The 23899-nt window shown below is 73.8% G+C and carries 17 protein-coding genes; 3 read left to right on the top strand and 14 right to left on the bottom strand.

Features of this window, described 5'->3' with window-relative positions:
* Positions 1-6 precede the first annotated feature (6 nt).
* From ABZ404_RS08060 to ABZ404_RS08050, 3 genes are all read right to left on the bottom strand, one after another.
* A complete protein-coding gene (locus tag ABZ404_RS08060) occupies positions 7-1866 on the bottom strand; it encodes an acetolactate synthase large subunit (RefSeq protein WP_358836663.1) in 1860 nt (619 codons plus the stop codon).
* A gap of 230 nt (positions 1867-2096) precedes the next feature.
* On the bottom strand, positions 2097-4946 hold the full coding sequence (locus ABZ404_RS08055; RefSeq protein ID WP_358990254.1) for an EAL domain-containing protein: 2850 nt from the start codon (positions 4944-4946) through the stop codon (positions 2097-2099).
* Positions 4947-5410: 464 nt separating this feature from the next.
* Positions 5411-6349, bottom strand: a complete 939-nt coding sequence (locus ABZ404_RS08050) for a 2-hydroxyacid dehydrogenase (protein ID WP_358835188.1) — start codon at positions 6347-6349, stop codon at positions 5411-5413.
* 84 nt (positions 6350-6433) lie between these two features.
* Between ABZ404_RS08050 and ABZ404_RS08045 the strand changes: the two genes are divergently transcribed.
* The gene (locus ABZ404_RS08045) at positions 6434-7432 is read left to right on the top strand and encodes an aldo/keto reductase (protein ID WP_358835187.1); all 999 of its coding nucleotides are present in this window, start codon (positions 6434-6436) and stop codon (positions 7430-7432) included.
* A 92-nt stretch (positions 7433-7524) separates the two neighbouring features.
* Entirely contained in the window at positions 7525-8682 is a 1158-nt protein-coding gene (locus ABZ404_RS08040) for a PQQ-dependent sugar dehydrogenase (protein WP_358835186.1), read from the top strand.
* A 27-nt stretch (positions 8683-8709) separates the two neighbouring features.
* Here ABZ404_RS08040 and ABZ404_RS08035 read toward each other — a convergent pair whose 3' ends face one another.
* Together ABZ404_RS08035 and ABZ404_RS08030 are read right to left on the bottom strand one after the other, a co-directional pair.
* Positions 8710-11817 (bottom strand): AAA family ATPase, encoded by a 3108-nt coding sequence (locus tag ABZ404_RS08035; RefSeq protein WP_358835185.1) that lies wholly within the window; start codon positions 11815-11817, stop codon positions 8710-8712.
* A 19-nt stretch (positions 11818-11836) separates the two neighbouring features.
* Positions 11837-12016 carry a hypothetical protein gene (locus ABZ404_RS08030; RefSeq protein ID WP_358835184.1) on the bottom strand — a complete coding sequence of 60 codons (180 nt, stop codon included), beginning with the start codon at positions 12014-12016 and terminating at the stop codon, positions 11837-11839.
* A gap of 267 nt (positions 12017-12283) precedes the next feature.
* Here ABZ404_RS08030 and ABZ404_RS08025 point away from each other — a divergent pair, with 267 nt between their 5' ends.
* Positions 12284-12985 carry an SIMPL domain-containing protein gene (locus tag ABZ404_RS08025; protein WP_358835183.1) on the top strand — a complete coding sequence of 234 codons (702 nt, stop codon included), beginning with the start codon at positions 12284-12286 and terminating at the stop codon, positions 12983-12985.
* 4 nt (positions 12986-12989) lie between these two features.
* On the opposite strand, the gene ABZ404_RS08020 is transcribed toward ABZ404_RS08025, so the two are convergent.
* The 9 genes from ABZ404_RS08020 to ABZ404_RS07980 all read right to left on the bottom strand — a co-directional run bounded on the left by ABZ404_RS08020 (position 12990) and on the right by ABZ404_RS07980 (position 23707).
* Positions 12990-13607, bottom strand: a complete 618-nt coding sequence (locus tag ABZ404_RS08020; RefSeq protein WP_358835182.1) for a hypothetical protein — start codon at positions 13605-13607, stop codon at positions 12990-12992.
* 69 nt (positions 13608-13676) lie between these two features.
* Positions 13677-14234, bottom strand: a complete 558-nt coding sequence (locus ABZ404_RS08015) for a GNAT family protein (RefSeq protein ID WP_358835181.1) — start codon at positions 14232-14234, stop codon at positions 13677-13679.
* 36 nt (positions 14235-14270) lie between these two features.
* Positions 14271-16484: an MMPL family transporter gene (locus ABZ404_RS08010; RefSeq protein WP_358835180.1), complete on the bottom strand. Its 2214-nt coding sequence runs from the start codon at positions 16482-16484 to the stop codon at positions 14271-14273.
* A gap of 195 nt (positions 16485-16679) precedes the next feature.
* A complete protein-coding gene (locus ABZ404_RS08005) occupies positions 16680-17192 on the bottom strand; it encodes a hypothetical protein (protein ID WP_358835179.1) in 513 nt (170 codons plus the stop codon).
* Between the two features lie 177 nt (positions 17193-17369).
* Positions 17370-18878 (bottom strand): Asp-tRNA(Asn)/Glu-tRNA(Gln) amidotransferase subunit GatB, encoded by a 1509-nt coding sequence (gene gatB, locus ABZ404_RS08000; protein ID WP_358835178.1) that lies wholly within the window; start codon positions 18876-18878, stop codon positions 17370-17372.
* Between the two features lie 16 nt (positions 18879-18894).
* On the bottom strand, positions 18895-19134 hold the full coding sequence (locus ABZ404_RS07995) for a hypothetical protein (protein WP_344070060.1): 240 nt from the start codon (positions 19132-19134) through the stop codon (positions 18895-18897).
* Positions 19131-20624, bottom strand: a complete 1494-nt coding sequence (gatA, locus tag ABZ404_RS07990; RefSeq protein ID WP_358835177.1) for an Asp-tRNA(Asn)/Glu-tRNA(Gln) amidotransferase subunit GatA — start codon at positions 20622-20624, stop codon at positions 19131-19133. Before gatA ends, ABZ404_RS07995 begins: the two co-directional genes overlap by 4 nt.
* A 4-nt stretch (positions 20625-20628) precedes the next feature.
* Positions 20629-20925, bottom strand: a complete 297-nt coding sequence (gene gatC / locus ABZ404_RS07985; RefSeq protein WP_003966094.1) for an Asp-tRNA(Asn)/Glu-tRNA(Gln) amidotransferase subunit GatC — start codon at positions 20923-20925, stop codon at positions 20629-20631.
* Positions 20926-21583: 658 nt separating this feature from the next.
* The gene (locus tag ABZ404_RS07980; RefSeq protein ID WP_358990250.1) at positions 21584-23707 is read right to left on the bottom strand and encodes a bifunctional diguanylate cyclase/phosphodiesterase; all 2124 of its coding nucleotides are present in this window, start codon (positions 23705-23707) and stop codon (positions 21584-21586) included.
* Positions 23708-23899 lie beyond the last annotated feature (192 nt).

The raw sequence follows: 23899 nt of genomic DNA, 5'->3' as shown, positions 1-23899 counted from the left end.
GCTCTCTCAGTCGTCTTCGTTGTCGCCGAAGTCGGGACGGACGCCCCGGGCGGCCATGACCTCGTCGTTGGAGGTGCCGGCGGCGACCATCGGCCACACCTGGGCGTCCTCGTGGACGATGAAGTCGATGACGACCGGGCGGTCGTTGATCGAGTTGGCCTCCTCGATCGCCTTGTCCAGGTCCTCGGGGCGCTCGCAGCGGATGGCGTAACAGCCCATCGCCTCCGACAGCTTCACGAAGTCCGGGACGCGGGTGCCGGCGCTCGGCTCCTTGCCGGTGGCCCCCGGGCCGCTGTGCAGCACGGTGTTGGAGTAGCGCTGGTTGTAGAAGAGGGTCTGCCACTGGCGGACCATCCCGAGGGCGCCGTTGTTGATGATGGCGACCTTGATCGGGATGTTGTTGAGCGCACACGTGGTGAGCTCCTGGTTGGTCATCTGGAAGCAGCCGTCGCCGTCGATCGCCCAGACCGGACGGTCCGGCATACCGGCCTTGGCGCCCATGGCCGCCGGGACCGCGTACCCCATCGTTCCGGCGCCGCCGGAGTTCAGCCAGGTGGCGGGGCGCTCGTAGTTGATGAAGTGGGCGGCCCACATCTGGTGCTGGCCGACGCCGGCCGCGAAGATCGTGTCGGCGGGGGCGAGCTCGCCGATGCGCTGGATGACCTGCTGCGGGGAGAGGCTGCCGTCGTCCGGCTGCTCGTAGCCGAGCGGGTAGGTCTCGCGCCACCGGTTCAGGTCGTTCCACCAGGCGGTGTAGTCGCCCGTGTGGCCCTCGGTGTGCTCGGCCTGGACCGCCTGGACCAGGTCGGCGATGACCTCGCGGGCGTCGCCCACGATCGGCACGTCGACCTCGCGGTTCTTGCCGATCTCGGCCGGGTCGATGTCCGCGTGGATGATCTTCGCGTACGGGGCGAAGCTGTCCAGCTTGCCGGTGACCCGGTCGTCGAAGCGGGTGCCGAGCGCGATCAGCAGGTCGGACTTCTGGAGCGCGGTGACGGCGGTGACCGCGCCGTGCATCCCGGGCATCCCCACGTGCAGCGGGTGGCTGTCGGGGAAGGCGCCGAGCGCCATCAGGGTGGTGGTGACCGGCGCCCCGGTCAGCTCCGCCAGGACCTTCAGCTCGGCGGTGGCGCCGGCCTTCAGGACGCCGCCGCCGACGTACAGCACCGGGCGCTTCGCCTGGACGATCAGCTTGGCGGCCTCGCGGATCTGCTTGGCGTGCGGCTTGGTCACCGGGCGGTAGCCCGGCAGGTCCATGTGCGGCGGCCAGGAGAAGGTGGTGCGCGCCTGGAGGGCGTCCTTGGCGATGTCGACCAGGACCGGGCCCGGGCGGCCGGTGGAGGCGATGTGGAAGGCCTCCGCGATGGTGCGCGGGATGTCCTCGGCCTTGGTGACCAGGAAGTTGTGCTTGGTGATCGGCATCGTGATGCCGACGATGTCCGCCTCCTGGAAGGCGTCGGTGCCGATCGCCTTGGAGGAGACCTGACCGGTGATCGCGACCAGCGGGACCGAGTCCATGTGGGCGTCGGCGATCGGCGTGACCAGGTTGGTGGCGCCGGGGCCGGAGGTCGCCATGCAGACGCCGACCTTGCCGGTGGCCTGCGCGTAGCCGGTGGCGGCGTGGCCGGCGCCCTGCTCGTGGCGGACCAGGACGTGGCGGACCCGGGTGGAGTCCATCATCGGGTCGTACGCCGGGAGGATGGCGCCGCCCGGAATGCCGAAGACGGTCTCGGCCCCGACTTCCTCGAGAGAGCGGATGAGGGACTGCGCGCCCGTGACGTGCTCAACGGTGGCGGAGTGGTGTCCGCCGTTACGGGCCCGCGGCTGCGGATGGTGGGCCCCGGTGGCCTGCTCGGTCATCGGCATTCTCTTCTCGAAGCTGAGGGTTTGTGCGGGGGTTCGGTCGGGATCGCTGTCGTGCTTCAGGGGTGCCAGTGCAACAAAAAACCCCTCGTGCCGTGAGGCAAGCGAGGGGAGCGCGTCGGGGTGTGGTCCACTGGGCCCGCGTGGGGGGCCCGGCTTCAGCCGACGCGCTTTCCAAGTACGAGAATTCGGGTGCGCATGGCATTGACCCTCCCCCCGGCGCCCCGGACGTGTCAAGTAGGTGGGACGGGTGTCTCACTATGTGAGTGGTTGACCCGGACGGAGGGCAGCGTCCGGCCGCTGAGCACGGGCAGCGCGGCGCCGCCCGGCACCGGGAACGTGCCCCGCATCAGCGCCCGGCGCAGCCGGTACTCGTCCAGCGGCCCGGAGAAGGCCATGCCCTGCCCGTGGGTGCATCCCATGGCCCGCAGCGCCATCACCTGCTCCGGTACGTCCACGCCCTCGGCGACGGACTGCATCCCGAGGTCGCAGGCGATCCGCAGCAGCCCGCTGGTGATCTTGTGCAGCCGGGCGGACTCGACCACGCCCTCGACCAGTCCCCTGTCCAGTTTCAGGACGTCGATGGGGAGGCGGCGCAGGGCGTTGATCGCCGCGTAGCCGCTGCCGAAGCCGTCCAGGGCGATCCGCACGCCCAGCCGGCGCAGGCTCACCAGACGGCGCTCCAGCTCGTCGAAGGAGATCCTCGGGTCGCTGTCGGACAGCTCGATCACCAGGGCGCCCGAGGGCAGTCCGTACCTGGTCAGCAGGGCTTCCACCGATCCGAGCGGCATCGACTTGTCGAGCAGGCGGCGGGCCGGGAGGCGGACCGCGACCGGGGTGTGGTGTCCGGCCGCGCGCCGCTCGGCGGCCTGCTCGACGGCTTCCTCCAGGAGCCATCGGCCGAGCTCGGCGGTGCGTTCGCTGTCGTCGGCGACCCGCAGGAATTCGGCCGGGGTGAACAGGATCCCCTGGGCCGATCTCCAGCGCGCCTGGGCGGCCACGGCGGCCACCCGCCCGGTGGTGAGGTTGACGACGGGCTGGTGCAGCAGCGCGAACTCGCCCTCGTGCAGCGCGGTGCGCAGCCGGGCGGCGATCTCGGTCTTGCGGACCACCTCGGCCTGCATCTGCGGCCCGTACATCTCGACGCGGTTCTTGCCGCCGGACTTGGCGCGGTACATCGCGAGGTCGGCGTTGCGCATCAGCTCGCGGGCGCTGACGTCGCGCTCGGCGAAGGCGACGCCGATGGAGGCGGCGACCCGCACCTCGTTGCCGTCGATCCGGTACGGCTGCGAGAGCGTCAGGCGCAGCCGGTCGGCGATCTCGTACACCTGGCGCTGGCGGGCCGCGCGGTCGCGGCCGCCGTCGCCGAGGATCAGGGCGGCGAACTCGTCGCCGCCGAGGCGGGCGGCGGTGTCACCGGCCCGGACCGAGTCCTGGAGACGGCGGGCCGCCTGGATCAGCAGTTCGTCGCCGGCCTGGTGGCCGATGGTGTCGTTGACCTGCTTGAAGCCGTCGAGGTCGATGAAGAGCACCGCGGTGCCGGGGTCGGAGGCGCGGCGGCCGCTCAGGGCCTGGCGCACCCGCTCGGTGAACAGCGCGCGGTTGGGCAGGTCGGTGAGCGGGTCGTGCTCGGCGTTGTGCTGCAACTGGGCCTGCAGGCGCACCCGTTCGGTGACGTCCCGGCTGTTGAGGATGAGGCCGCCCTGGTGGCGGTTGATGGTCGACTCCACGTTCAGCCACTCGCCGGTGCCCGACTTGAAGCGGCACTCGATCCGGGTGGTCGGCTCCTCCAGCGGGGGCGCGGCCAGGAAGCGCCGCACCTCGTGCACCACCCGCCCCAGGTCCTCGGGGTGGATGAGGGAGGCCAGCTCGGAGCCGACCAGGTCCTCCGCGTCCCGTCCGTAGACCCCCGCGGCGGCGGGGCTCACGTAGCGCAGTATGCCGGTGGGTGCGGCGATCATGATGACGTCGCTGGAGCCCTGCACCAGGGAGCGGAAGTGGTTCTCCTTCTGGGCCAGCTCGTGCGTCAGGGCGATGTTGTCCACCAGCATGATCGCCTGGCGCACCACGAGTGCCAGCACGACCGTGCACCCGGTGAAGACGACGACGCGGTCCACCCGGCGGCCCTCGATCACGTTGTACAGGATTCCCAGGGTGCACACCGCGGCCGCGAGGTACGGCGTGAGCGCTCCCAGGGAGCCGGCGATCGGCCGGCTCGCCGGGGGCGCGCCGGGCCGCCGGGGCGGCGGGGGCGGCGTGGGCACCCGGCCGGCGGCGAGCCTGCGGGCCCCCCACGGCGCGTAGGCCAGCAGCAGCGAGGCGGCGAACCAGCCCGCGTCCAGGAGCTGGCCGGAGCGGTAGTGCTCGCGCAGCAGCGGCGAGGTGTACAGCGCGTCGCACAGCACGGTCAGGGCGAGCGCGGCGATGGCCGTGTTGATCGCCGACCGGTTGGCGGAGGAGCGCCGGAAGTGCAGCGCGAGCACCATGCTCACCAGCACGATGTCGAGCAGCGGATAGGCCAGGGCCAGGGCGGCCCGCGCGACGCTCTCGCCCTCGAAGTGGGCGGTGTGCGCGAGGGCCAGGCTCCACGAGAGGGTGAGCAGCGAGCCGCCGATCAGCCAGGAGTCCAGCGCCAGGCAGACCCAGCCGGCCCGGGTCACCGGGCGCTTGGCCAGCACGAGCAGTCCGACGATCGCGGGCGGCGCGAAGAGCAGGAAGAACAGGTCGGCCAGCGAGGGCGAGGGGACCGGGTGCTCCAGCACCACCTGGTACCACCCCCAGATTCCGTTGCCGCTCGCCGCCATGGCGGAGGAGAACGAGAACAGCAGCCACGCGGGCCGAAAGCGGCTCTCCCCCTCCCCGGCGCCTCCGCGCGCGTAGAGGAAGCAGGAGACCGAGGCCGCGGTCGCCGCGGCGCTGAGCCCGAAGTCCCCCATCACATCGGCGACTTCCGGGGATCCCCAGCCGAACGCCGCCCCCGTCGCGTACCCCGCGCAGATCACCGCGAGGACGAGCTGGGAGACCAGGCCCGTCCCCTCGTCGGGGAGCGGCCGGTGGGGCAGCACCGCACCCGGGGCGCTCACCGGGCCCCTCCGGGCCGGGACGCGGTACGGACGCGGGGCCCGGGGCCGCTCGCCCGGCCCGGCGGGTGGGCCCTCGCGGCCACCGGGCCGGCGGCCGGGGAGGGCGGGCGGGCCGCCCCGGCGGGAGGCCGGGGCCGGGCCGGCATCCTGGTGCGGGCCCGGCCCCGGACCCTGGGCCGGGTGCGGTGGCGCGGGAGTCCCGCTCGGGTGCCCCGGGGCAGCCGTCGGCGGCTCCGTCGCGTCGGATCGTTGGTCCATTGGCCGTGCATCGCCCGTCGCCCCCCTCGCTGTGACTTCCGCTCCCCCGCGCCTCGGACACGCGGCGCAGCCCCCGGTCGGGACGATACACCAGTCTCGTCACTCAGGGACATAGTTCCTCTACGCTCCGTGACCACCAAGGGAGTTGGGGACACGGATCGCACGCGGACCACTGCGCAGAGTTGCCAATCGAAGGCGGGGCGGCCCTACGCGATCGTCATGACCACGTTGTCCAGCGGCTGCCCGGCCGCGTACTTGGTCAGCTGACGGGCGAGCAGCGACTTGGCCCGCGGCAGGAAAGCCGACGTGGAGCCCCCGACGTGCGGGCTGATGAGCACGTTCGGCGCATGCCACAGCGGGTGTCCGGCGGGCAGCGGCTCCGGATCGGTGACGTCCAGGGCGGCGTGGAGGCGGCCGTTCCGCAGCTCCGCGAGGAGCGCTCCGGTGTCCACGACGGGGCCGCGGGCGACATTCACCAGCAGCGCTCCGTCCTTCATGCGGCCCAGGAAGTCTGCGTCCACGAGGTGCTTCGTCTGCTCGGTGAGCGGTGTGGAGAGGACCACCACGTCGGCTTCCGGGAGGAGCGCGGGCAGTTCGGTGAGGGGATGCACGGGGCCGCGCGCAGTCGTGCGCCAGGAGCGCGCCACGCGCGCCACCCGGGCGCACTCAAAAGGCGCGAGCCGGTCCTCGATGGCCGCGCCGATCGATCCGTACCCCACGATCAGGACGGTCTTGTCGGCGAGGGCCGGATAGAACCCGGACCGCCACTCCTCCTTCTCCTGCCCCACGACGAACGAGGCAATCCCCCGCAGCGAGGCCAGGATCAGCGCCAGGGTGAGCTCGGCGGTGGACGCCTCGTGCACACCGCGCGCGTTGCACAGGCGCACGCCCGGGGCCAGCGCGCCGAGTCCGGGCTGCACGTGGTCGATGCCCGCCGACAGCGTCTGGACGACCCGTACGCCGGTCATCGCGGCGAGCGGCCGCACGGCGACGGGCGCGCCCTTCATGTACGGGACCACGTAGAAGGCGCAGTCGGCGGGGTCGGCGGGGTAGTCCGCGCCGCCGTCCCAGAAGCGGTAGGAGAGGCCGTCGGGAAGGCCCGGGATCTCGTCGGCCGGGAGGGGGAGCCACACGTCAGCAGTCATGCCCGGAGGCTATGTCAGGACCGGCGGGGGCCAGAGGTTAGTTTGGGGGGCACACCCAGGGCGGTACGTGAGGGGTACGGGGAGTTGGAGCGCAGGACTATCGGTGCGGCGGCCCTGGAGGTGGGCGCGATCGGCCTCGGCTGCATGCCGATGAGCTGGGGATACACCGCGTCGCAGCGGAGCGGGGAGCGCTCGCTGCGCGCGGTGCACGCGGCCCTGGACGCCGGGACCTCGCTGCTCGACACCGCGGACATGTACGGGCCGTTCACCAACGAGCTGCTGGTGGGCCGGGCGCTGAAGGAGCGCCGGGGCGACGCCTTCGTCGCGACCAAGTGCGGGCTGCTGGTGGGCGGTGACGCGCATGTGGTGGCCAACGGCCGGCCCGGCTATGTGAAGCGGGCCTGCGACGCCTCGCTGCGGCGGCTCCAGACGGACGTCATCGACCTCTACCAGCTGCACCGGGCGGACCCCGAGGTGCCGGTCGAGGAGACCTGGGGCGCGATGGCGGAGCTGGTGTCGGCGGGCAAGGTCCGGGCGCTGGGGGTGTGCGCCACGGGCGCTCCGGTCGCACGGAGGGCGGGCGCCCCCCATGAAGGGACGATTCGCCAACTGGAGCGGGTACAGCAGGTGTTCCCGGTCAGCGCCGTCCAGGCCGAGCTGTCGGTGTGGGCGCGCGAGGCGCTGGACGCGCTGCTGCCGTGGTGCGCGGCGCGGGGCGTGGGCTTCCTGGCCGCGATGCCGCTCGGCAGCGGCTTCCTCTCCGGCACCCTCACCCCGGGCCAGGGCTTCGAGCCGGACGACGTCCGGGCCCGGCATCCCCGCTTCACCGCCGAGATGATGGCGGCCAACCAGCCCGTGGTGGCGGGGCTGCGCCGGGTCGCCGCCCGCCACGGGGAGGGGGTGACCCCGGCGCAGGTCGCCCTGGCCTGGCTGCTGGGGCAGGGCCCGCACGTGATCCCGGTGCCGGGCACCAAGCGCGAGGAGTGGGCCCGCGAGAACGCCGCCGCGGCGGAGCTGGTGCTGACGGCCCGGGACGAGGCGGAGATCGAACGGCTGCCGCCGGCACGCGGCTCCTGGGACTGAGGAGCGGGTCCCGGAACCGGGGCGCGGGCGGGGGTTCGGGGGGCGGGCTCTGAGTACGGTAGGGGCCGCAGCCGCTCGAAAGGAAGCGAACCGTGCAACGTCCTGCTGTGACCGCCCTGTTGGCCGCCGTCGTGCTGGTGCTCGCGGCCGGGTGCTCGTCCGGGACCGCGCCGCGGCCCGACGGCGGCACCCACGCCTCGCCCGCCCCGGCCTCCCCCAGGACCTCCCCCTCGGCGTCCACCGCCGGCCTCCCGCCCGCGAAGGGGTCGGTCAAGGTCGTCAGAACCGTGGCCCAGGGCCTGAAGTCGCCCTGGGGCGTGGCCCCGCTGCCCGACGGCGGCCTGCTGGTCGCCTCGCGCGACGGCGGCACGGTCGGCCGGGTCGGCCCGGACGGCAGACAGACCGCGGTCGGCAGTGTGCCGGGCGTACAGCCCGGCGGCGAGGGCGGTCTGCTCGGCCTCGCCCTCTCCCCCGCGTTCGCCTCGGACCACCAGGTGTACGCGTACTTCACCACCGCGTCCGACAACCGCGTCGCCCGCATGATCTACGACGAGAAGCGCCCGGCGGGCGAGCAGCTGGGCGCGCCCGACACCATCCTGCGGGGCATCCCCAAGGGCACCATCCACAACGGCGGCCGGATCGCCTTCGGCCCGGACAAGATGCTGTACGTGGGCACGGGCGAGACGGGCGAGCGCGGCCTGGCGCAGGACAAGAAGTCGCTGGGCGGCAAGATCCTGCGGATGACGCCCGACGGGCAGCCGGTGCACGGCAACCCGGAGGCCGACTCGGTGGTGTATTCGTACGGCCACCGCAATGTGCAGGGCCTCGCCTGGGACGGCGCGAACCGGCTGTGGGCCTCGGAGTTCGGCCAGGACACCTGGGACGAGCTCAATCTGATCGGGCCTGGCGAGAACGACGGCTGGCCGGTGGTCGAGGGCAAGGGGGGCAGGCCGGGGTTCGTGGACCCGGTGGAGCAGTGGAGGACCGCGGACGCCTCCCCGAGCGGGGTGGCGTACGCGGCGGGGTGCGTCTGGGTGGCGTCCCTGCGCGGCGAGCGGCTGTGGCGCGTCCCGCTGGACGGCACCAGGCCGCTGGCCGCGCCCCAGGCGTTCCTGACGTCCACGTACGGACGGCTGCGCACGGTGGTGGCGACGGGGCCGCACACCCTGCTCCTGGTGACCAGCCAGACCGACGGCCGGGGCACCCCGAAGCCGGGTGACGACAGGATCCTGGAGCTGGAGGTGACGTGACGCCGGGGCGGGGGCCGCGGCCCCCGCTCAGGCGGCGCTGCGGGTGAAGAGGTTGAGCCGGTGCGCCAGCGCCGCGGCCTCGCCCCGGCCCGAGACGCCCAGCTTGGCCAGGATGTTGGAGACGTGCACGCTCGCCGTCTTGGGCGAGATGTACAGCTCCTCGGCGATCTGGCGGTTGCTGTGCCCGGCGGCGACCAGGCGCAGGACGTCCTGTTCCCGGCTGGTCAGGCCGAGGGCCCCGGCCGGGTCGTCGGCCTCCTCGGGGACGGCCGGCCGCTCCGGTCCGGTGAGCGGCAGCCGGGCCCGGCGGGCCAGCAGCTCCAGCTCCTCCACCAGGGGCCGGGCCCGCAGCCGCAGCGCGGCGGTGTGCGCCTGGCGCAGCAGCGTGGCGGCGGTGTCGCGCCGGTTGCCCTCGGCGAGCAGCGCGGCGGCCCAGCGGTGGCAGATCCGGGCGAGGTCGTACGGGCGCTCCAGTGGCTGGAGGGCGGCGGCCGCCGCCTCCCAGCGCGCCGCGTCGTCCCGGCCCTCGGCGCGGGCCAGATCCGCCTCGACGCACAGGGCGTACGCCTGGGCCAGCGGGCTCGGGGTGGGCATCGTCCGGGCCGCCGAGCGGATCAGGGCGAGCGCCTCGGCCCGGCCGTCCCCGGCGGCGGGCAGCCCGCGCAGATCGGCCTCGACGGCGGTGGCGGTGATCAGCAGCGGCCAGCCGTAGCGCTGGGTGCCGGGCGGGAAGCCGCCCTCGACGGCGCGGGCGAGGCCGGCGCGCGCGTCGGCGAACCGGCCCTGCCCGGCGGCGACGGCGAGCTCGATCTGGGCCACGGGCAGCGCGTTCTGCGGGATGGAGTCGCGGACGCCGAAGAAGCCGACGGCCTCGGCGAGGCGCTCGGCGGCGCGGTCCAGCTCGCCGCGGGCGACGGCCAGTTGGGACAGGCGCAGGGCGGCGGAGCCGCGGGGCTTGCCGCTCACACCGGCGCGCCGCACCCACTCGGCGCGCTCGGCGGCCTCGTCCCAGCGGCCGAGGCCGAGCAGGGCCTCGGCCTGGTTGGTCGCGGCCCAGCACTCGCTGTCGAGCAGGCCGAACCGGCGCGCGGCGCGTACGCCCTCGGCCGCGGTCCGCGCGGCCTCCTGGGAGCGGCCGACCGATTCGAGGCTGGAGGAGAGGTTGACATAGCCGCGGCCCGCCTCGCCGACCAGGCCGAGCTCCAGCGAGCGCTCGATCACCTGGCGCATCAGGGCGAGGCCGCCCTCGACGTCGCCCGCGTCGACCATCAGGCCGCCGAGGGTGAGCCGGGCGTTGAGCTCGGTCTCCTCCGCGTCGACCAACTGGGCGTACTCCACGGCCCGTTCGGCGGCGGCGAGCGACTCGGGGCCGGGGCGGTGCAGCATGCCCCAGCCCGCGGCGGTGGCCAGGACCGCCGCGTGCACGGCGGACGGCGGCAGCCCGCGCACCAGCTCCTGCGCGGTGGCGATCTCGTCCCAGCCGTCGCCGCGCCCGAGGCTCTGCACCAGCTTGGACAGCTCGGTCCAGAACCAGGCGGCCCGCAGCGGGTCGCCGTGGGGGGTCCCGGGCGGGGCGTCCGCCTCCTGGGCCTCGATGATCCGCAGCGCGCGCTTGGCGATCTTCATCGCGCGTTCGCGGTCCCCGCTGAAGCGGGCCGCGACGGCCGCCTCGGCGAGCAGGTCGAGGTAGCCGAGCGGGGTGGTGGCGGGGTCGCAGGTACGGCACGAGGGGTAGGCGCCGGCGTAGTCCAGCGGGCGCAGCTCGGCGCGGACGTCGGCGGGGACGGAGTCCCACAGCTCCATCCCCCGCTCCAGGAGGCGCAGTTGCTCGGAGTAGGCGTGCCGCTTGCGGGCCTCGACGGCGGCGCGCAGCACCATGGGCAGGGCCTTGGCGGCGTCGTGCGCGGAGTACCAGTAGGTGGCGAGGCGGGTGGCGTACTCGTCGGCGCGGACCAGCGCCGGAGCGGCCTCCAGGGCCTCGGCGTACCGACGGTTGAGGCGGGAGCGCTCGCCGGGCAGCAGGTCGTCGCTGACGGCCTCGCGGACCAGCGAGTGCCGGAACCGGTAGCCGTCGCCGTCCTCGGTCGGCAGCACGATGTTGGCGCCGACGGCCGCCCGCAGCGCCGCGTCGAGGTCGTCATCGGGGAGCCGGCAGACGGCGGCGAGCAGCGGGTGCTCCACGGTGGAGCCGCCCTCGGCGAGGATGCGGACGACCAGCTGGGCGTTCTCGGACAGCGTCTCCACCCGTACGAGCAGCAGGTCGCGCAGGGAGTCGCTGAGGCCGCCGGTGGCGCAGCCCGACTCGTGGCAGACGCTCAGCTCCTCCACGAAGAAGGCGTTGCCGTCGGAGCGGGCGAAGATGTCGTCGACCAGCGCCTGGTCGGGCTCGGCGGCGAGGATCCCGGCGAGCTGGCGGCGTACCTCGCCGCGGCTGAAGCGGGACAGCTCGACGCGGCGGACCGTGCGCAGCCGGTCGAGTTCGGCGAGCAGGGGGCGCAGCGGGTGGCGGCGGTGGATGTCGTCGGCGCGGTAGGTGGCGACGACGACGAGCCGGCCGCGCCGCAGGGTGCGCAGCAGGTAAGCGAGCAGATGGCGGGTGGAGGCGTCGGCCCAGTGCAGGTCCTCCAGGACCAGGACGACCGTGCGGTCGGCGGCGGTCCGCTCCAGCAGCCGTACGGTGAGCTCGAAGAGGCGGGCGGTGCCGTCCTCGCCGCTCTCCCGGCTGGCCTCGCCGAGCTCGGGCAGCAGCCGGGCCAGCTCCTCCTCCTGACCCTCGGCGGCCGCGGCGAGCTCGTCGGGCAGCCGGCGGCGCAGGGTGCGCAGGGCGGTGGAGAAGGGGGCGAACGGCAGTCCGTCGGCGCCGATCTCGACGCAGCCGCCGACGGCGACCACCGCGCCGGCGTCGCAGGCGGCGTTGGTGAACTCCTCGATGAGCCGGGTCTTGCCGACTCCGGCCTCACCGCCCACCAGCAACGCCTGCGGCTCGCCCGCGGTGGCGCGGGCGAGCGCTTCGGTCAAGGCGGTCAGTTCACCGGCACGGCCGACGAACACGGGGCTGAAGGACCTGGTCTCCACAGGGCCGAGCATCGCACAGCCGTACGGTGTCGCGGCACCCGTGGGGACGATCAAGGTCATCGCGTTTCCCGCGCGGCGTTCAGGCGGCGTGCGCGAAACGGTCGCGCAGGTCGCGCAGGTGGCTCACCGGCCCCTCGGCTTCGTGCTCCGTGTGCCGCCGGCCGCGGAGGGCGAGGCGGGCCTGGCGGACCAGCCGCTGGGCGGCGGCCTCGCGGAGCAGCTCGGCCTCGTTCACCTTGTGCATCCGGTACTCGAACATCTTCGGCTCCCTGGTGCCCCCGGAGGGGCTTGAGTTGGTGGTCCATCGCTTCTTGCGATGCCCCTACTCTCGTCTCCCAGGGGGCCCCGGGACATCGGGAGAGTGACCCATCCCCAGGAGTGCGGGGCCTTAGACGCGCGGCGGGCGGCGGGGCCCGGAATCCGCGTCTAAGGCAGCGGTCCCAGGAGGGCGGTGGATGTACGGTGGCTGACCTGAGGGGCGCACCGGTGGAAGAGTGGGCCGCACCCGGCGACCCCAGGAGCAGAGATGACCCAGCCGCCCCCGCACCTTCCCTACGGCACCCCCGACACGCCCCGGATCGCGGTGCGCGGCGAGGCCGTGCTCGATGTCGACCCGGAGATCGCCGGGCTCTCGGTGACGGTCACCGCGCGCGGCACCGACCGGCGCACCGCCCTGGAGGACCTCACCCGCCGCAACGCGGCCGTCCTCGACCTGGTGAAGTCGTACGGGGAGGCGGTGGAGCAGCTGGAGACCGGCTCGTTCTCGGTCGGCCCCGAACTGGGCAGGCACGGCCGGGGCGAGCGGGTGCGCGCGTACCGCGGGCAGGTGCGGGTGACGGTGGAGCTCGGTGACTTCACGGCGCTCGGTGAACTGGCCGCCCGGCTGGCCGCGTTGGAGCTGACGCAGGTCTCCGGCCCCTGGTGGTCCCTGCGCCCGGCCTCCCCGGCGTACGGCAGGGCCCGCCGCCGGGCCGTCGAGCAGGCGGTGGAACGCGCCCGCGAGTACGCGGCGGCGCTCGGCAGCGAACTGGTGGCACTGCTCGAACTCGCCGACGAGGACGCCGAGGAGGCGCGGCCGTACGGCAGGGGGGCGCCCGGGATGATGCGGGCGGCGGGGTACGGCGGCGGCGACCCGGAGGCCGCCCCCGAGCTGGATCTGGCGCCTCAGCGCCAGACCGTGACCGCCACCGTGCTGGCCCGCTTCACGATGGCGCCTCCGGCGCTCTGAGCCTTCAGGAGCCGGTCGAGGGGAGCGTGGCGAACAGGTCGAAATACATGCCGACGGAGAGCAGCAGGCCGATCGCGCCGAGGACGAGGCCGCCGAGCGCGACCGCCCGTACCCGCACCGGGCGCGGGCGGGCCTCGGGGGCGCCGAACGCCGGGCGGGCCAGGACGAAGGCGCCGACCAGCAGGGCGAGCAGCGCGAAGCCGCCGTTGACGGCGGCGGTGGTGTGCCAGGAGTCGCCGTAGATCTCGTGGATCTGCGCGGAGGCCGAGCCGCCCTGCGCGGTCTTGATCTGCCCGAGCAGGGTCTCGCGCTCGGAGAGGACCTTGCCCGTCCAGGTGCCGGTCAGCGAGACGAGGCCGAGCGCCGCGGAGACGACGGCAGCGGCGCCCGCCCCGGTGCCGGTGGAGGCGGAGGCGGACGCGGTGGGCACCGTCCCGTCGCCGGACTCACCGCCGGTTTCGTCTTCGTTCTCGGCCTCGGCCTCGGCGTGCGCGTCCGGGGCCTCGGGGGCCTCGGGGGCCTTCACGAGGGTGCCGGCGGTGGTGGTCCCGGGCTGCGCGGCAGCCGTCGTCCCGGCGTCGGCCTGGTCGTCGGTGCTGGTGGTGGAGGGGGTGGCAGTCATGGCGGCGACGGTAGGCGGCCTTTCTGAGAGGCGTCTTAACACCGGGCCCCGGCCGCCGGCGCCGATGGCTCAGGCCGTGGCGCGCGCCCGCCACTCGGGGGCCAGGAGCGACCACACCTCGGTGTCCTGGCGCTCGCCCCGGTAGGGGTAGTTCTCCCGCAGCACCCCGTCCCGTGTCATCCCCAGCCGCTTGGCCACGTTGACGCTAGCGGTGTTGCCGGAGGCGGCCAGCCACTCCACGCGGTGGATCCCGCGCTCGTGGACGGCCCAGTCGATCAGCACCCGGACCGCGCGGGTGACCAGTCCGCGCCCGACCGCCGCCTCCTCCAGCCAGCATCCGGCCTCGGCGGTGCCGAGCCGGGCGTCGAACGTACGGAAGAGGACTCCGCCGACGAGCGTCCCGTCGGACCAGATGCCGTAGAGGCGTCCGGTGTCGGCCGCCGCCTTGTCCGCGTACGACTGGAGGAAGGCCCGCGCCCCGTCGAGGTCCCGGCTCACCTCGGCGAGCATGATGAACCGTCCGATGAAGTCACGCCCCCGGTCGATGTGCGCGAGGTACTCCTCGGCGTGGTACGGCTCCAGAGGCCGCAGCTCGGCGCCGTCGTCCCCCAGCGATATCGCGAACATCCCGCTCCTTCACGTGTGTGGCGCCGCCCGCGCCTGCTACGGCCGGCCGGCGAGTGCGTCGGCCCGCTCGGGCGCGTGCCGCGTCGAAATCGTCGCACGACGGCACTCGGGCGGCTCGATGCTGATCCGGGGAAGCCGCCGGTCCAGCCAGCCGGGCAACCACCAGTTGGCGCCGCCGAGCAGATGCATCAGGGCGGGCACCAGCAGGGTGCGCAGGACGAACGCGTCGAGGGCGACGGCGGCGGCGAGGGCGATGCCGAACATGGCGATCACCCGGTCGCCGCTGAGCACGAAGGCCAGGAAGACCGAAATCATGATCACGGCGGCCGAGTTGATCACCCGGCCGGTCTCGGCGAGACCGACCCGGACCGCCCGCCGGTTGTCGCCGGTCTCCCGCCACTCCTCGTACATCCGGCTGACCAGGAACACCTGGTAGTCCATGGAGAGCCCGAAGAGCACCGAGACCATGATCACGGGCAGGAACGGCTCGATCGGGCCGGGCCGCCCCAGGCCCAGGAGTTCGCTCCCCCACCCCCACTGGAAGACGGCGACGACGATCCCGAACGCGGAGGCCACCGCCATCACGTTCATCGCGGCGGCCTTGAGCGGTATGCCAAGGGAGCGGAAGGCGAGGAGCAGCAGGACGCAGCCCAGGGTGATCACCACGCCGACGAAGAGCGGCAGCTTCCCGACGATCACCTCGGCGAAGTCGTCGTAGCTCGCGGTCACCCCGCCCACGCGGACGTCGAGCGAGGTGCCCCGCTCCGCGGCCGGCAGCACCTTCTCGCGCAGCCGGTCGACGAGGGCGCTGGTCCGCTGGGACTGCGGCGCCGATGCGGGCACCACGGTCAGCACGGCCGTGTCCCCGCCGGCGTTGTACGTCACCGGGCCCACCGAGGCGACGCCCTCGGCGCCCCGCAGCACGCCGGGCAGCCGTTCCATGGCGAGCCGGTCGTCGGCGCCGTCGAGCTTCGCGGCGAGGGTGAGCGGCCCGTTGACGCCGGGGCCGAACCCGTCGGCGAGCAGGTCGTAGGCGGTACGGGTGGTGGACCCGGCGGGGTTGTTGCCCTGGTCGGAGGTGCCCAGATGGAGCGCGAGCGCGGGCAGGGCGAGCAGCAGCATCACCGCGGCGGCGACCGCGCCCAGCAGCTTGGGGCGGCGCTCGACGAACGCGGACCAGCGGGCCGCGAACCCGGTGGGCAGCTCCGGCCGGGGCCCGTGCTCGGCGAGCCCGCGGCGCTCGCGGCGGCTGAGGGCCCGCGTCCCGATCAGGGAGAGCAGCGCGGGCAGCAGCGTCACGGACGCGGCGACGGTGAGCACGACGGTCAGCGAGGCGGCGACGGCGACCCCGTTGAGGAAGCCGAGGCGCAGTACGAGCATGCCGAGCAGGGCGATGCAGACGGTCGCCCCGGCGAAGACCACGGCCCGCCCGGTGGTCGCCACGGCCCGGGTCGCGGCCTCGTCGGCGCTGAGCCCCTGGCGCAGGCCCCGGCGGTGGCGGGTGACGATGAACAGGGCGTAGTCGATGCCGACGCCGAGCCCGATGAGCAGGCCGAGCATGGGCGCGAAGTCGGCCACGGCCATGGCGTGGCCGAGCAGCCCGATGCCCGCGTAGGCGGTGCCGACGGAGACCGCGGCGGTGACGAGGGGCAGCACGCTGGCGGCGAGCGAGCCGAAGGCGAGGAAGAGGACGACGGCCGCGACGGCCACGCCGACGAGCTCGCTCAGGTGCGCGGAGCCGGACTCGGTGCGGGCGGCGGCGCTGCCGCCGACCGCGACCCGCAGGTGGTCGGTGGAGGCGGCTCGGGCGATGTCGACGACGGCCCGCGCCTGCGCCTTGGGGAGCGCGTCGGCGGTGTGCCCGAAGGTGACCAGGGCGTACGCGGTGTGCCCGTCAGCGCTGATCTGCGCGCCGCCGTCGCGTCCGTACGGGCCGGACACGGAGGCCACGCCGGGGAGTCCGGCGAGCGCGCCGAGGGCCCTGGACATGCGCTGCTGGACGTCGGGGGCGCGCACCGGGCCGGCGGCGGTGTGCCAGACGACGGTGCCGGTGTCGCCGCCGCGGCCGCCGTGGAACCCGGCGTCGAGCAGGGCGGTGGCGCGGCCGGACTCGGTGCCGGGGACTTCGTAGTCGTTGGAGTACGCGGTGCCGGCGACGGCCGTGGCGGTGGTGGCGCCGCCGAGGGCGAGGAGCCAGAGCAGGACGGCGAGGAGGCGGTGGCGGACACACCACCGGGCTATGGCTGCCAACGCGTGTGCTCCCTGGATGCTTCGTGGGTCTTCGCCCGGGGAGCCGGTCCGACTGCCTGTGCGCGGAGCCACTCTGGCAGCGAATAGTGATCGTTTGCCCGTTTCGTGGGCTTACTCACAGGGATAGGAGGGATTACGCGCACGGGACACAGGGCACGGGGCGCGGGCGGCGGCGCCCGGGGCCTTCTCCGCGCGCTACTTGCGGCGGGTGCAGGTGACGAGCAGGTCGTCCGCCCCCTCACCCCGGAAGGCGAGGGTCAGGACGCCCTTGCTGTACCCGGCCTCGACGGCGGTGCCGATGCTCGACCAGCCGCCGGAGAGCGTGAAGAGCTCGGAGAAGGACTTGGAGACCTTCTCCGGCATGCTCGTCAGGGTGAACGCCTCCTGCTCCTCGGACTCCGCGTCACCGGCGGGCGCGTCGGTGCTCACCGAGAGGACGGCGCCGTCGAGCATCCACTGACCGGACATTCCACCCCATTGAGTGACAGACCAGTGTCCTTCGGGATTGACCGTGAGGACGCCCTGGTGGCTCCGGTTCGAGCGGTAGGCCCACTCGCCCTTCACGAACGCCTTCAGCGCCTGTTTGCGCGGCCCCTCCGCCGCTCCCGCGCCGGTGCAGGCCGCCACCGCGCTGGCCGCCGTCCCCAGCGCCAGATACCGCAGCGCCGTACGCCGGCCCAGCACTCTTACCGCTTCTCGCCCGTCCACGCTCGGCACCCTATAGACGATCCGGAGCGAGGTCACCCGGCGGGAAGGTTTGGTTCCGTGCCGCCGCGGAACATGCCTCGGCCCCCGTACCGACGTCGACGACGTGGATACGGGGGCCGGGCCGGTCACGTCCGGTGGACGCGGGAGAGGCGAAACCAGGAGTTCAGCGCCCGGTGCTCAGCCCTCGACGCCCAGCTTCTCCAGGATGAGCTCCTTGACGCGGGCCGCGTCCGCCTGGCCGCGCGTGGTCTTCATGACCGCGCCGACGAGCGCGCCGACGGCCTGCACCTTGCCGCCGCGGATCTTGTCCGCGATGGCCGCGTTGCCCGCGATGGCCTCGTCCACGGCCGCGCCGAGCGCACCCTCGTCCGAGACGACCTTCAGGCCGCGCTTCTCGACGACCGTGTCCGGGTCGCCCTCGCCCGCGAGGACGCCCTCGATGACCTGGCGCGCCAGCTTGTCGTTGAGGTCGCCGGAGGCCACGAGCGCCGCCACCCGGGCCACCTGGGCCGGGGTCACGGGCAGCTCGTCCAGGGCGACGCCCTGCTCGTTGGCGTTACGGGCCAGCTCGCCCATCCACCACTTGCGGGCCGCCGCGGCGTCCGCGCCCGCCTCGATCGTGGCGACGATCGGGTCGACCGCGCCCGCGTTGAGGATGGACTGCATGTCGTGCTCGGTGACGCCCCACTCCTCGCGCAGCCGGTTGCGGCGCACGCGCGGCAGCTCGGGCAGCCCCCTGCGGAGCTCCTCGACCCACTCGCGGGCCGGGGCGACGGGCACGAGGTCCGGCTCCGGGAAGTACCGGTAGTCCTCGGCGTTGTCCTTGATGCGGCCCGAGGTGGTGGAGCCGTCGTCCTCGTGGAAGTGACGGGTCTCCTGCACGATGGTGCCGCCGGAGGACAGCACCGCGGCGTGGCGCTGGATCTCGAAGCGCGCCGCCCGCTCCACGGAGCGCAGCGAGTTGACGTTCTTGGTCTCCGAGCGGGTGCCGAACTTCTCGACGCCGTGCGGGCGCAGCGACAGGTTCACGTCGCAGCGCATCTGGCCCTTGTCCATCCGGGCCTCGGAGACGCCGAGCGCCCTGATGAGCTCGCGCAGCTCGGCGACGTACGCCTTGGCGACCTCGGGGGCCCGCTCGCCCGCGCCCTCGATCGGCTTGGTGACGATCTCGATGAGCGGGATGCCGGCCCGGTTGTAGTCGAGCAGCGAGTGCGAGGCGCCGTGGATGCGGCCGGTGGCACCGCCGACGTGGGTCGACTTGCCGGTGTCCTCCTCCATGTGGGCGCGCTCGATCTCCACGCGGAAGATCTCGCCGTCCTCCAGCTGGACGTCCAGATAGCCGTTGAAGGCGATCGGCTCGTCGTACTGCGAGGTCTGGAAGTTCTTCGGCATGTCCGGATAGAAGTAGTTCTTCCGGGCGAAACGGCACCACTCGGCGATCTCGCAGTGGAGCGCGAGGCCGATCTTGACGGCCGACTCGACGCCGATCGCGTTGACGACCGGGAGCGAGCCGGGCAGGCCGAGGCAGGTGGGGCAGGTCTGCGAGTTGGGCTCGGCGCCCAGCTCGGTAGAACAGCCGCAGAACATCTTGGTCTTCGTACCGAGCTCGACATGGACCTCCAGGCCCATGACGGGGTCGTACGACGCGAGGGCGTCCTCGTACGAGACCAGATCAGTGACGGTCACGGTGAAACAATCCCTCTCAGCCCAGCAGGACGTCGTCGTCACCCATGCGCTTGAGCTCGCGCAGCAGGATGGCGACGCCGGTGGCGATGGCGGCGGCGGAGACGACGGCGTCGAGCAGCTGGAGCTTGTCCTGCTCGGTGCGGGCCTTCCTGGCCTGCTTGAGCACGCTGATCGCGCCGAAGGCGGTGGTGCCGATGGACAGGTAGGTGCCGGCCTTGGACTTCTTGAATCCCTTGGCCTTGGTCAGTGCACTCACAGCGACGGAGCCTCCTCGAGCAGCGGGTGGCCCCACTTTTCCACGAAGGCGGCCTCGACGGCGGCACCCACCTTGTACAGGCGGTCGTCCTTCAGGGCGGGGGCGATGATCTGGAGCCCGACCGGCAGGCCGTCCTCCGGCGCGAGGCCGCAGGGCAGCGACATGGCGGCGTTGCCCGCCATGTTGGTCGGGATGGTGCACAGGTCGGCGAGGTACATCGCCATCGGGTCGTCGGCGCGCTCGCCGATCGGGAAGGCGGTGGTGGGCGTGGTCGGCGAGACGATCACGTCGACCTGCTCGAAGGCCTTCTCGAAGTCGCGCGTGATGAGCGTGCGGACCTTCTGGGCGCTGCCGTAGTACGCGTCGTAGTAGCCGGAGCTCAGCGCGTACGTACCGAGGATGATGCGGCGCTTGACCTCGTCGCCGAAGCCCGCCTCGCGGGTGAGCGCGGTGACGTCCTCGGCCGATCGGGTGCCGTCGTCGCCGACCCGCAGGCCGTAGCGCATGGCGTCGAAGCGGGCCAGGTTGGAGGAGCACTCGCTCGGGGCGATCAGGTAGTACGCGGAGAGCGCCAGGTCGAACGAGGGGCAGTCCAGCTCGACGATCTCGGCGCCGAGCGACTTCAGCAGCTCGACCGACTCGTTGAAGCGCTGGACGACGCCGGCCTGGTAGCCCTCGCCGGAGAACTGCTTGACGACGCCGACGCGCATCCCGGCCACCGAGCCGTTGCGCGCGGCCTCGACGACCGGCGGGACCGGCGCGTCGATGGAGGTCGAGTCGAGCGGGTCGTGCCCGGCGATGACCTCGTGCAGCAGCGCCGCGTCCAGGACCGTACGGGCGCAGGGGCCGCCCTGGTCGAGGGAGGACGAGAAGGCGACCATGCCATAGCGGGAGACCGCGCCGTAGGTCGGCTTGACGCCGACGGTGCCGGTGACGGCGGCGGGCTGGCGGATCGAACCGCCGGTGTCCGTGCCGATGGCGAGCGGGGCCTCGTAGGCGGCGAGGGCCGCGGAGGAACCGCCGCCGGAGCCGCCGGGGATCCGGGTCAGGTCCCAGGGGTTGCCCGTCGGCCCGTAGGCGCTGTTCTCCGTCGACGACCCCATGGCGAACTCGTCCATGTTGGTCTTGCCGAGGATGACGACGTCGGCGGCCTTGAGGCGCTTGGTGAGCGTCGCGTCGTACGGCGGGATCCAGCCTTCGAGGATCTTGGAGCCGACCGTGGTCGGGATGCCCTCGGTGGTGAAGATGTCCTTCAGGGCGAGGGGCACACCGGCCAGCGGGCCGAGCTTCTCGCCCCGCGCGCGCTTGTCGTCGACGGCGCGGGCCTGCGCGAGCGCGCCCTCGCGGTCGACGTGCAGGAAGGCGTGCACCTTCTCGTCGACGGCCTCGATCCGGGCCAGGTGGGCCTCGGTGACCTCGACGGCCGTGAGTTCGCCGGACGCGATGCGCGCGGCGATCTCGGCGGCGGTGAGCTTGATGATGTCCGTCATGTGATTAGTCCTCCCCCAGGATCTGCGGCACCTTGAAACGCTGCTGCTCCTGGGCCGGGGCGCCGGAGAGCGCCTGCGCGGGGGTGAGCGACGGACGGACCTCGTCCGCGCGCATGACATTGGTCAGCGGCAGCGGGTGGGAGGTCGGGGGCACGTCTTGGTCGGCGACCTCGGAGACGCGGGCGACCGCGCCGATGATGTCGTCGAGCTGTCCGGCGAAGTGGTCGAGCTCTTCGCCCTTCAGCTCCAGACGCGCCAGCCGGGCGAGGTGGGCGACCTCCTCGCGCGTAATGCCAGGCATGCAGCGATCCTCAGGGTGAGTACGGGTGGTGTGCGGCCGGGGCCGGTGGTCCCGCGCCCGCCGTCCGCCCGGGGGCGGGTCGCGCGGCGTCCGGTACGAGCGATCGCAGGGCGCCGGAGCGTCCTCGTGACAGGGCCACGTGGACGGTTCGGCGACGCGGCGAGCGTGCGTGCCGGTCGCCGCGCGCCAGACAGGCACGGGACCACCGGCCCCAATCCTATGGGGCCGGGTCGCCACTCGACTAAACGGTTTGTACCGGGGGCCCTGATCGGGGGCGGGGGCGGCGCGGTTCCAGTGGGGTGGGGGCCGGGGGGCCGGTGTTTGGCGGGGGTGGCCGGCCCGGGGCCGGTGCCCCGGCCGGGGCGGCCGACCTGGCCCGGGGTGGGGCAGCGCGGGGCGGGGAGGCGCTCCTCGCCGGGTGGCACCCGGGCATCCGGCACACCGGGGCAGTCGCCCGGGGCCGGGGCAGCGCCCAGGCGGCGGGCCGGCCGGGGCCGGGGCAGCCGCCCAGGGGGCGGGGCAGCCGGGGCCGGGGGTCCTTGCCGGGTGATTCCCGGAGGGTCCGGCCCACCGGGGCGGGGCGGCCGGAGCCGTGGTGTCCGGTGTTACCGCCGCGGGGGCACGGCGGCCCCCAGCGTGCGGCCGGCACCGGGGAGTGTCACTGGACCGGGGTACCCGACGGCTCCTCGGCCGCGGCGGCGATCCTGGCGGCCGCCGCCGCTTCCAGGTCGGCGGGGCGCTGCCAGCCGTTGGAGCCCCGGGCGAGCAGCCAGGCGGTGGCCTCGGCGGGTGGCATCGCGGCGGCGACCAGCCAGCCCTGGACGGCGTCGCACCCGAGGTCGCGCAGCCGCTCCCAGGTCTCGTCGTCCTCGACGCCCTCGGCGACGACGAGCAGGCCGAGGGAGTGGGCGAGGTCGAGGGTGCAGCGGACGATCTCGGCGTCCTCGTTGTCGATGGCGAGCCGGGCCACGAAGGAACGGTCGATCTTGAGCTCGCTGACCGGCAGCCGGCGCAGGTGCACCAGCGACGAGTACCCCGTGCCGAAGTCGTCGAGCGACATCTTCACGCCGTGCCCGGTGAGCCCCGCCAGGGTGTCGGCGGCGCGCTGCGGGTCCTCCAGCAGGACGTGCTCGGTTATCTCCAGCTGGAGGGCGCCCGCGGGGACGCCGTGCCGGGCCAGCCGGGCCGCGACCGCTCCGGCGAAGCCCGGGGTGTGGACGTCGCGCGGCGACACGTTCACGGCGACCGGGACCGTGAGCCCCTGGGCCCGCCACCGCGCGACCTGGGCGAGCGCCGTCTCCAGGACGTACTCGGTGAGGTGCGGCATCAGCCCCGAGGACTCCGCGATGGCGATGAACTCGTCCGGAGGGACCCGGCCGCGCTCCGGGTGCACCCAGCGCACCAGGGCCTCCAGTCCGGCCACCTGGCCGTCGAAGCGGACCTTGGGCTGGTAGTGGAGCTCCACGTCGCCCGCGTCGAGCGCCCGCCGCAGATCCCCCAGCAGACCGAGCCGGTCGGGGGTGTTGGAGTCCCGCTTGGACTCGTACACCTCCACGCCCGTACGGTCCCGCTTGGCCTGGTACATCGCCACGTCGGCCCGGCGCAGCAGCCCCTCGGCGTCCAGGGCGTGGTCGGGGTAGACCGCGACGCCCGCGCTGGCCTCCAGGACCAGGGTGAGCCCGTCGAGGTCGAGCGGCGAGGAGAGCTCGGCGACCAGGCCGCGGGCTATGCGCATGGTGCTGGTGGCGGAGTCGGCCACGGGCAGCAGCACGGCGAACTCGTCGCCGCCGAGCCGGGCCGCCTCGGCGCCGCGCGGCAGGGCGAGCCGCAGCCGCTCGGCTATCTGCAGGAGCAGCCGGTCGCCGGCGAGGTGCCCGAGGGTGTCGTTGACCGAGCGGAAGCGGTCCATGTCGATCAGGACGAGGGCGGCCCGGTTGCCGGGGCCCTCGGCCTCCTCCAGGGCGGCCCAGGTGCGCTCCAGGAGCCAGAGGCGGTTGGGCAGGCCGGTGAGCGGGTCGCGCAGCTGCTCCTCGGCGCGGGCGCGGGCGATCCACAGGGTGGAGTCGAGGGCGATCAGCGGTACCGCGAACAGCGGCAGCAGGATCGGCAGGGCCATCGCGACCACGCAGATCAGCGGGGCGATGCCCAGCAGGGCGACGGCGACGAGGCCCTGGCGCAGCAGGGCGGTCCGGGCGACCGTGGGCAGGCCGCCGCCGCGGGGCGCCAGCGCGTACCAGAGGAGTATCCGGGTGACCGCCAGGTATGTCGCGGCGGCCAGGGCGACCACGGGGGCCGAGGAGACCGTCCACTCGGTGGGCCACCAGGGTGAACGGACGCTGGGGTGGTGGCCGAAGAGGGCGAGCACGAGCGCCGCGGCGCCGATGCCGAGGACGTCGACCGCGCCGTGCAGCACGCCCTGGCGCCAGCGGTGCCGGCGGGCGGCGCCGACCAGCACCACGACCGCCATGGAGACGAGCCCGGCGGGCACCCAGCCGTACAGCAGCAGCACGGCCAGGGTGAGGGCGGCGCCGGAGCCGGTGCCGCCCCACCAGCGGTCGCGCCCGAGCGCGACCAGGTGACCCACGATGATGCCGGTGAGCACGGCCAGCGCCCAGCCCCGGGTGGAGCCGGGGAAGAGGGCGTCGCCCGTGTCGAGGGCCCGGTAGACCCCCAGGGCCAGGGCGAGGGCGGCGGTCCCGAGGACGCCGGCGGTCAGCCTGGAGGAGAAGCCCGCGAACCCGCGCAGCCGTACGGCCGGGGCGGCGCTCTCGGTCGGTTTCATTCCCGTCCCTCTCACAGCCGGCGGTGCCGATGCCACGCGATGGCCCCTTTGTCATGCCCCACGGCCGGGAGAGCTCCCCCAAGCTCCCGTTTCAGCCGTGCACGACTGGCGCTCATCACAACAGTAGGCCGCGGAGGGCTCCCACGGGCAGCGGTCTCCATGTCTTGCCCGAATGCGAACTGACCACCAAGA

It is taken from the genome of Streptomyces sp. NPDC005878 (assembly GCF_040629815.1).
Lineage (GTDB): Bacteria > Actinomycetota > Actinomycetes > Streptomycetales > Streptomycetaceae > Streptomyces.
Note: the sequence above shows the minus strand (reverse complement) of the source record. Positions and strands in the feature narration are given on the sequence as shown.

Bases quoted from the DNA above. Each gene is read 5' to 3' on its own strand.
- ABZ404_RS08030 (WP_358835184.1), bottom strand. From the start codon at position 12,016: ATGTTCGAGTACCGGATGCACAAGGTGAACGAGGCCGAGCTGCTCCGC.
- ABZ404_RS08050 (WP_358835188.1), bottom strand. From the start codon at position 6,349: ATGACTGCTGACGTGTGGCTCCCCCTCCCGGCCGACGAGATCCCGGGC.
- ABZ404_RS08015 (WP_358835181.1), bottom strand. From the start codon at position 14,234: ATGTTCGCGATATCGCTGGGGGACGACGGCGCCGAGCTGCGGCCTCTG.
- ABZ404_RS08020 (WP_358835182.1), bottom strand. From the start codon at position 13,607: ATGACTGCCACCCCCTCCACCACCAGCACCGACGACCAGGCCGACGCC.
- ABZ404_RS08025 (WP_358835183.1), top strand. From the start codon at position 12,284: ATGACCCAGCCGCCCCCGCACCTTCCCTACGGCACCCCCGACACGCCC.
- gatC (WP_003966094.1), bottom strand. From the start codon at position 20,925: ATGCCTGGCATTACGCGCGAGGAGGTCGCCCACCTCGCCCGGCTGGCG.
- ABZ404_RS08060 (WP_358836663.1), bottom strand. From the start codon at position 1,866: ATGCCGATGACCGAGCAGGCCACCGGGGCCCACCATCCGCAGCCGCGG.
- ABZ404_RS07980 (WP_358990250.1), bottom strand. From the start codon at position 23,707: ATGAAACCGACCGAGAGCGCCGCCCCGGCCGTACGGCTGCGCGGGTTC.
- ABZ404_RS08035 (WP_358835185.1), bottom strand. From the start codon at position 11,817: ATGACCTTGATCGTCCCCACGGGTGCCGCGACACCGTACGGCTGTGCG.
- gatA (WP_358835177.1), bottom strand. From the start codon at position 20,624: ATGACGGACATCATCAAGCTCACCGCCGCCGAGATCGCCGCGCGCATC.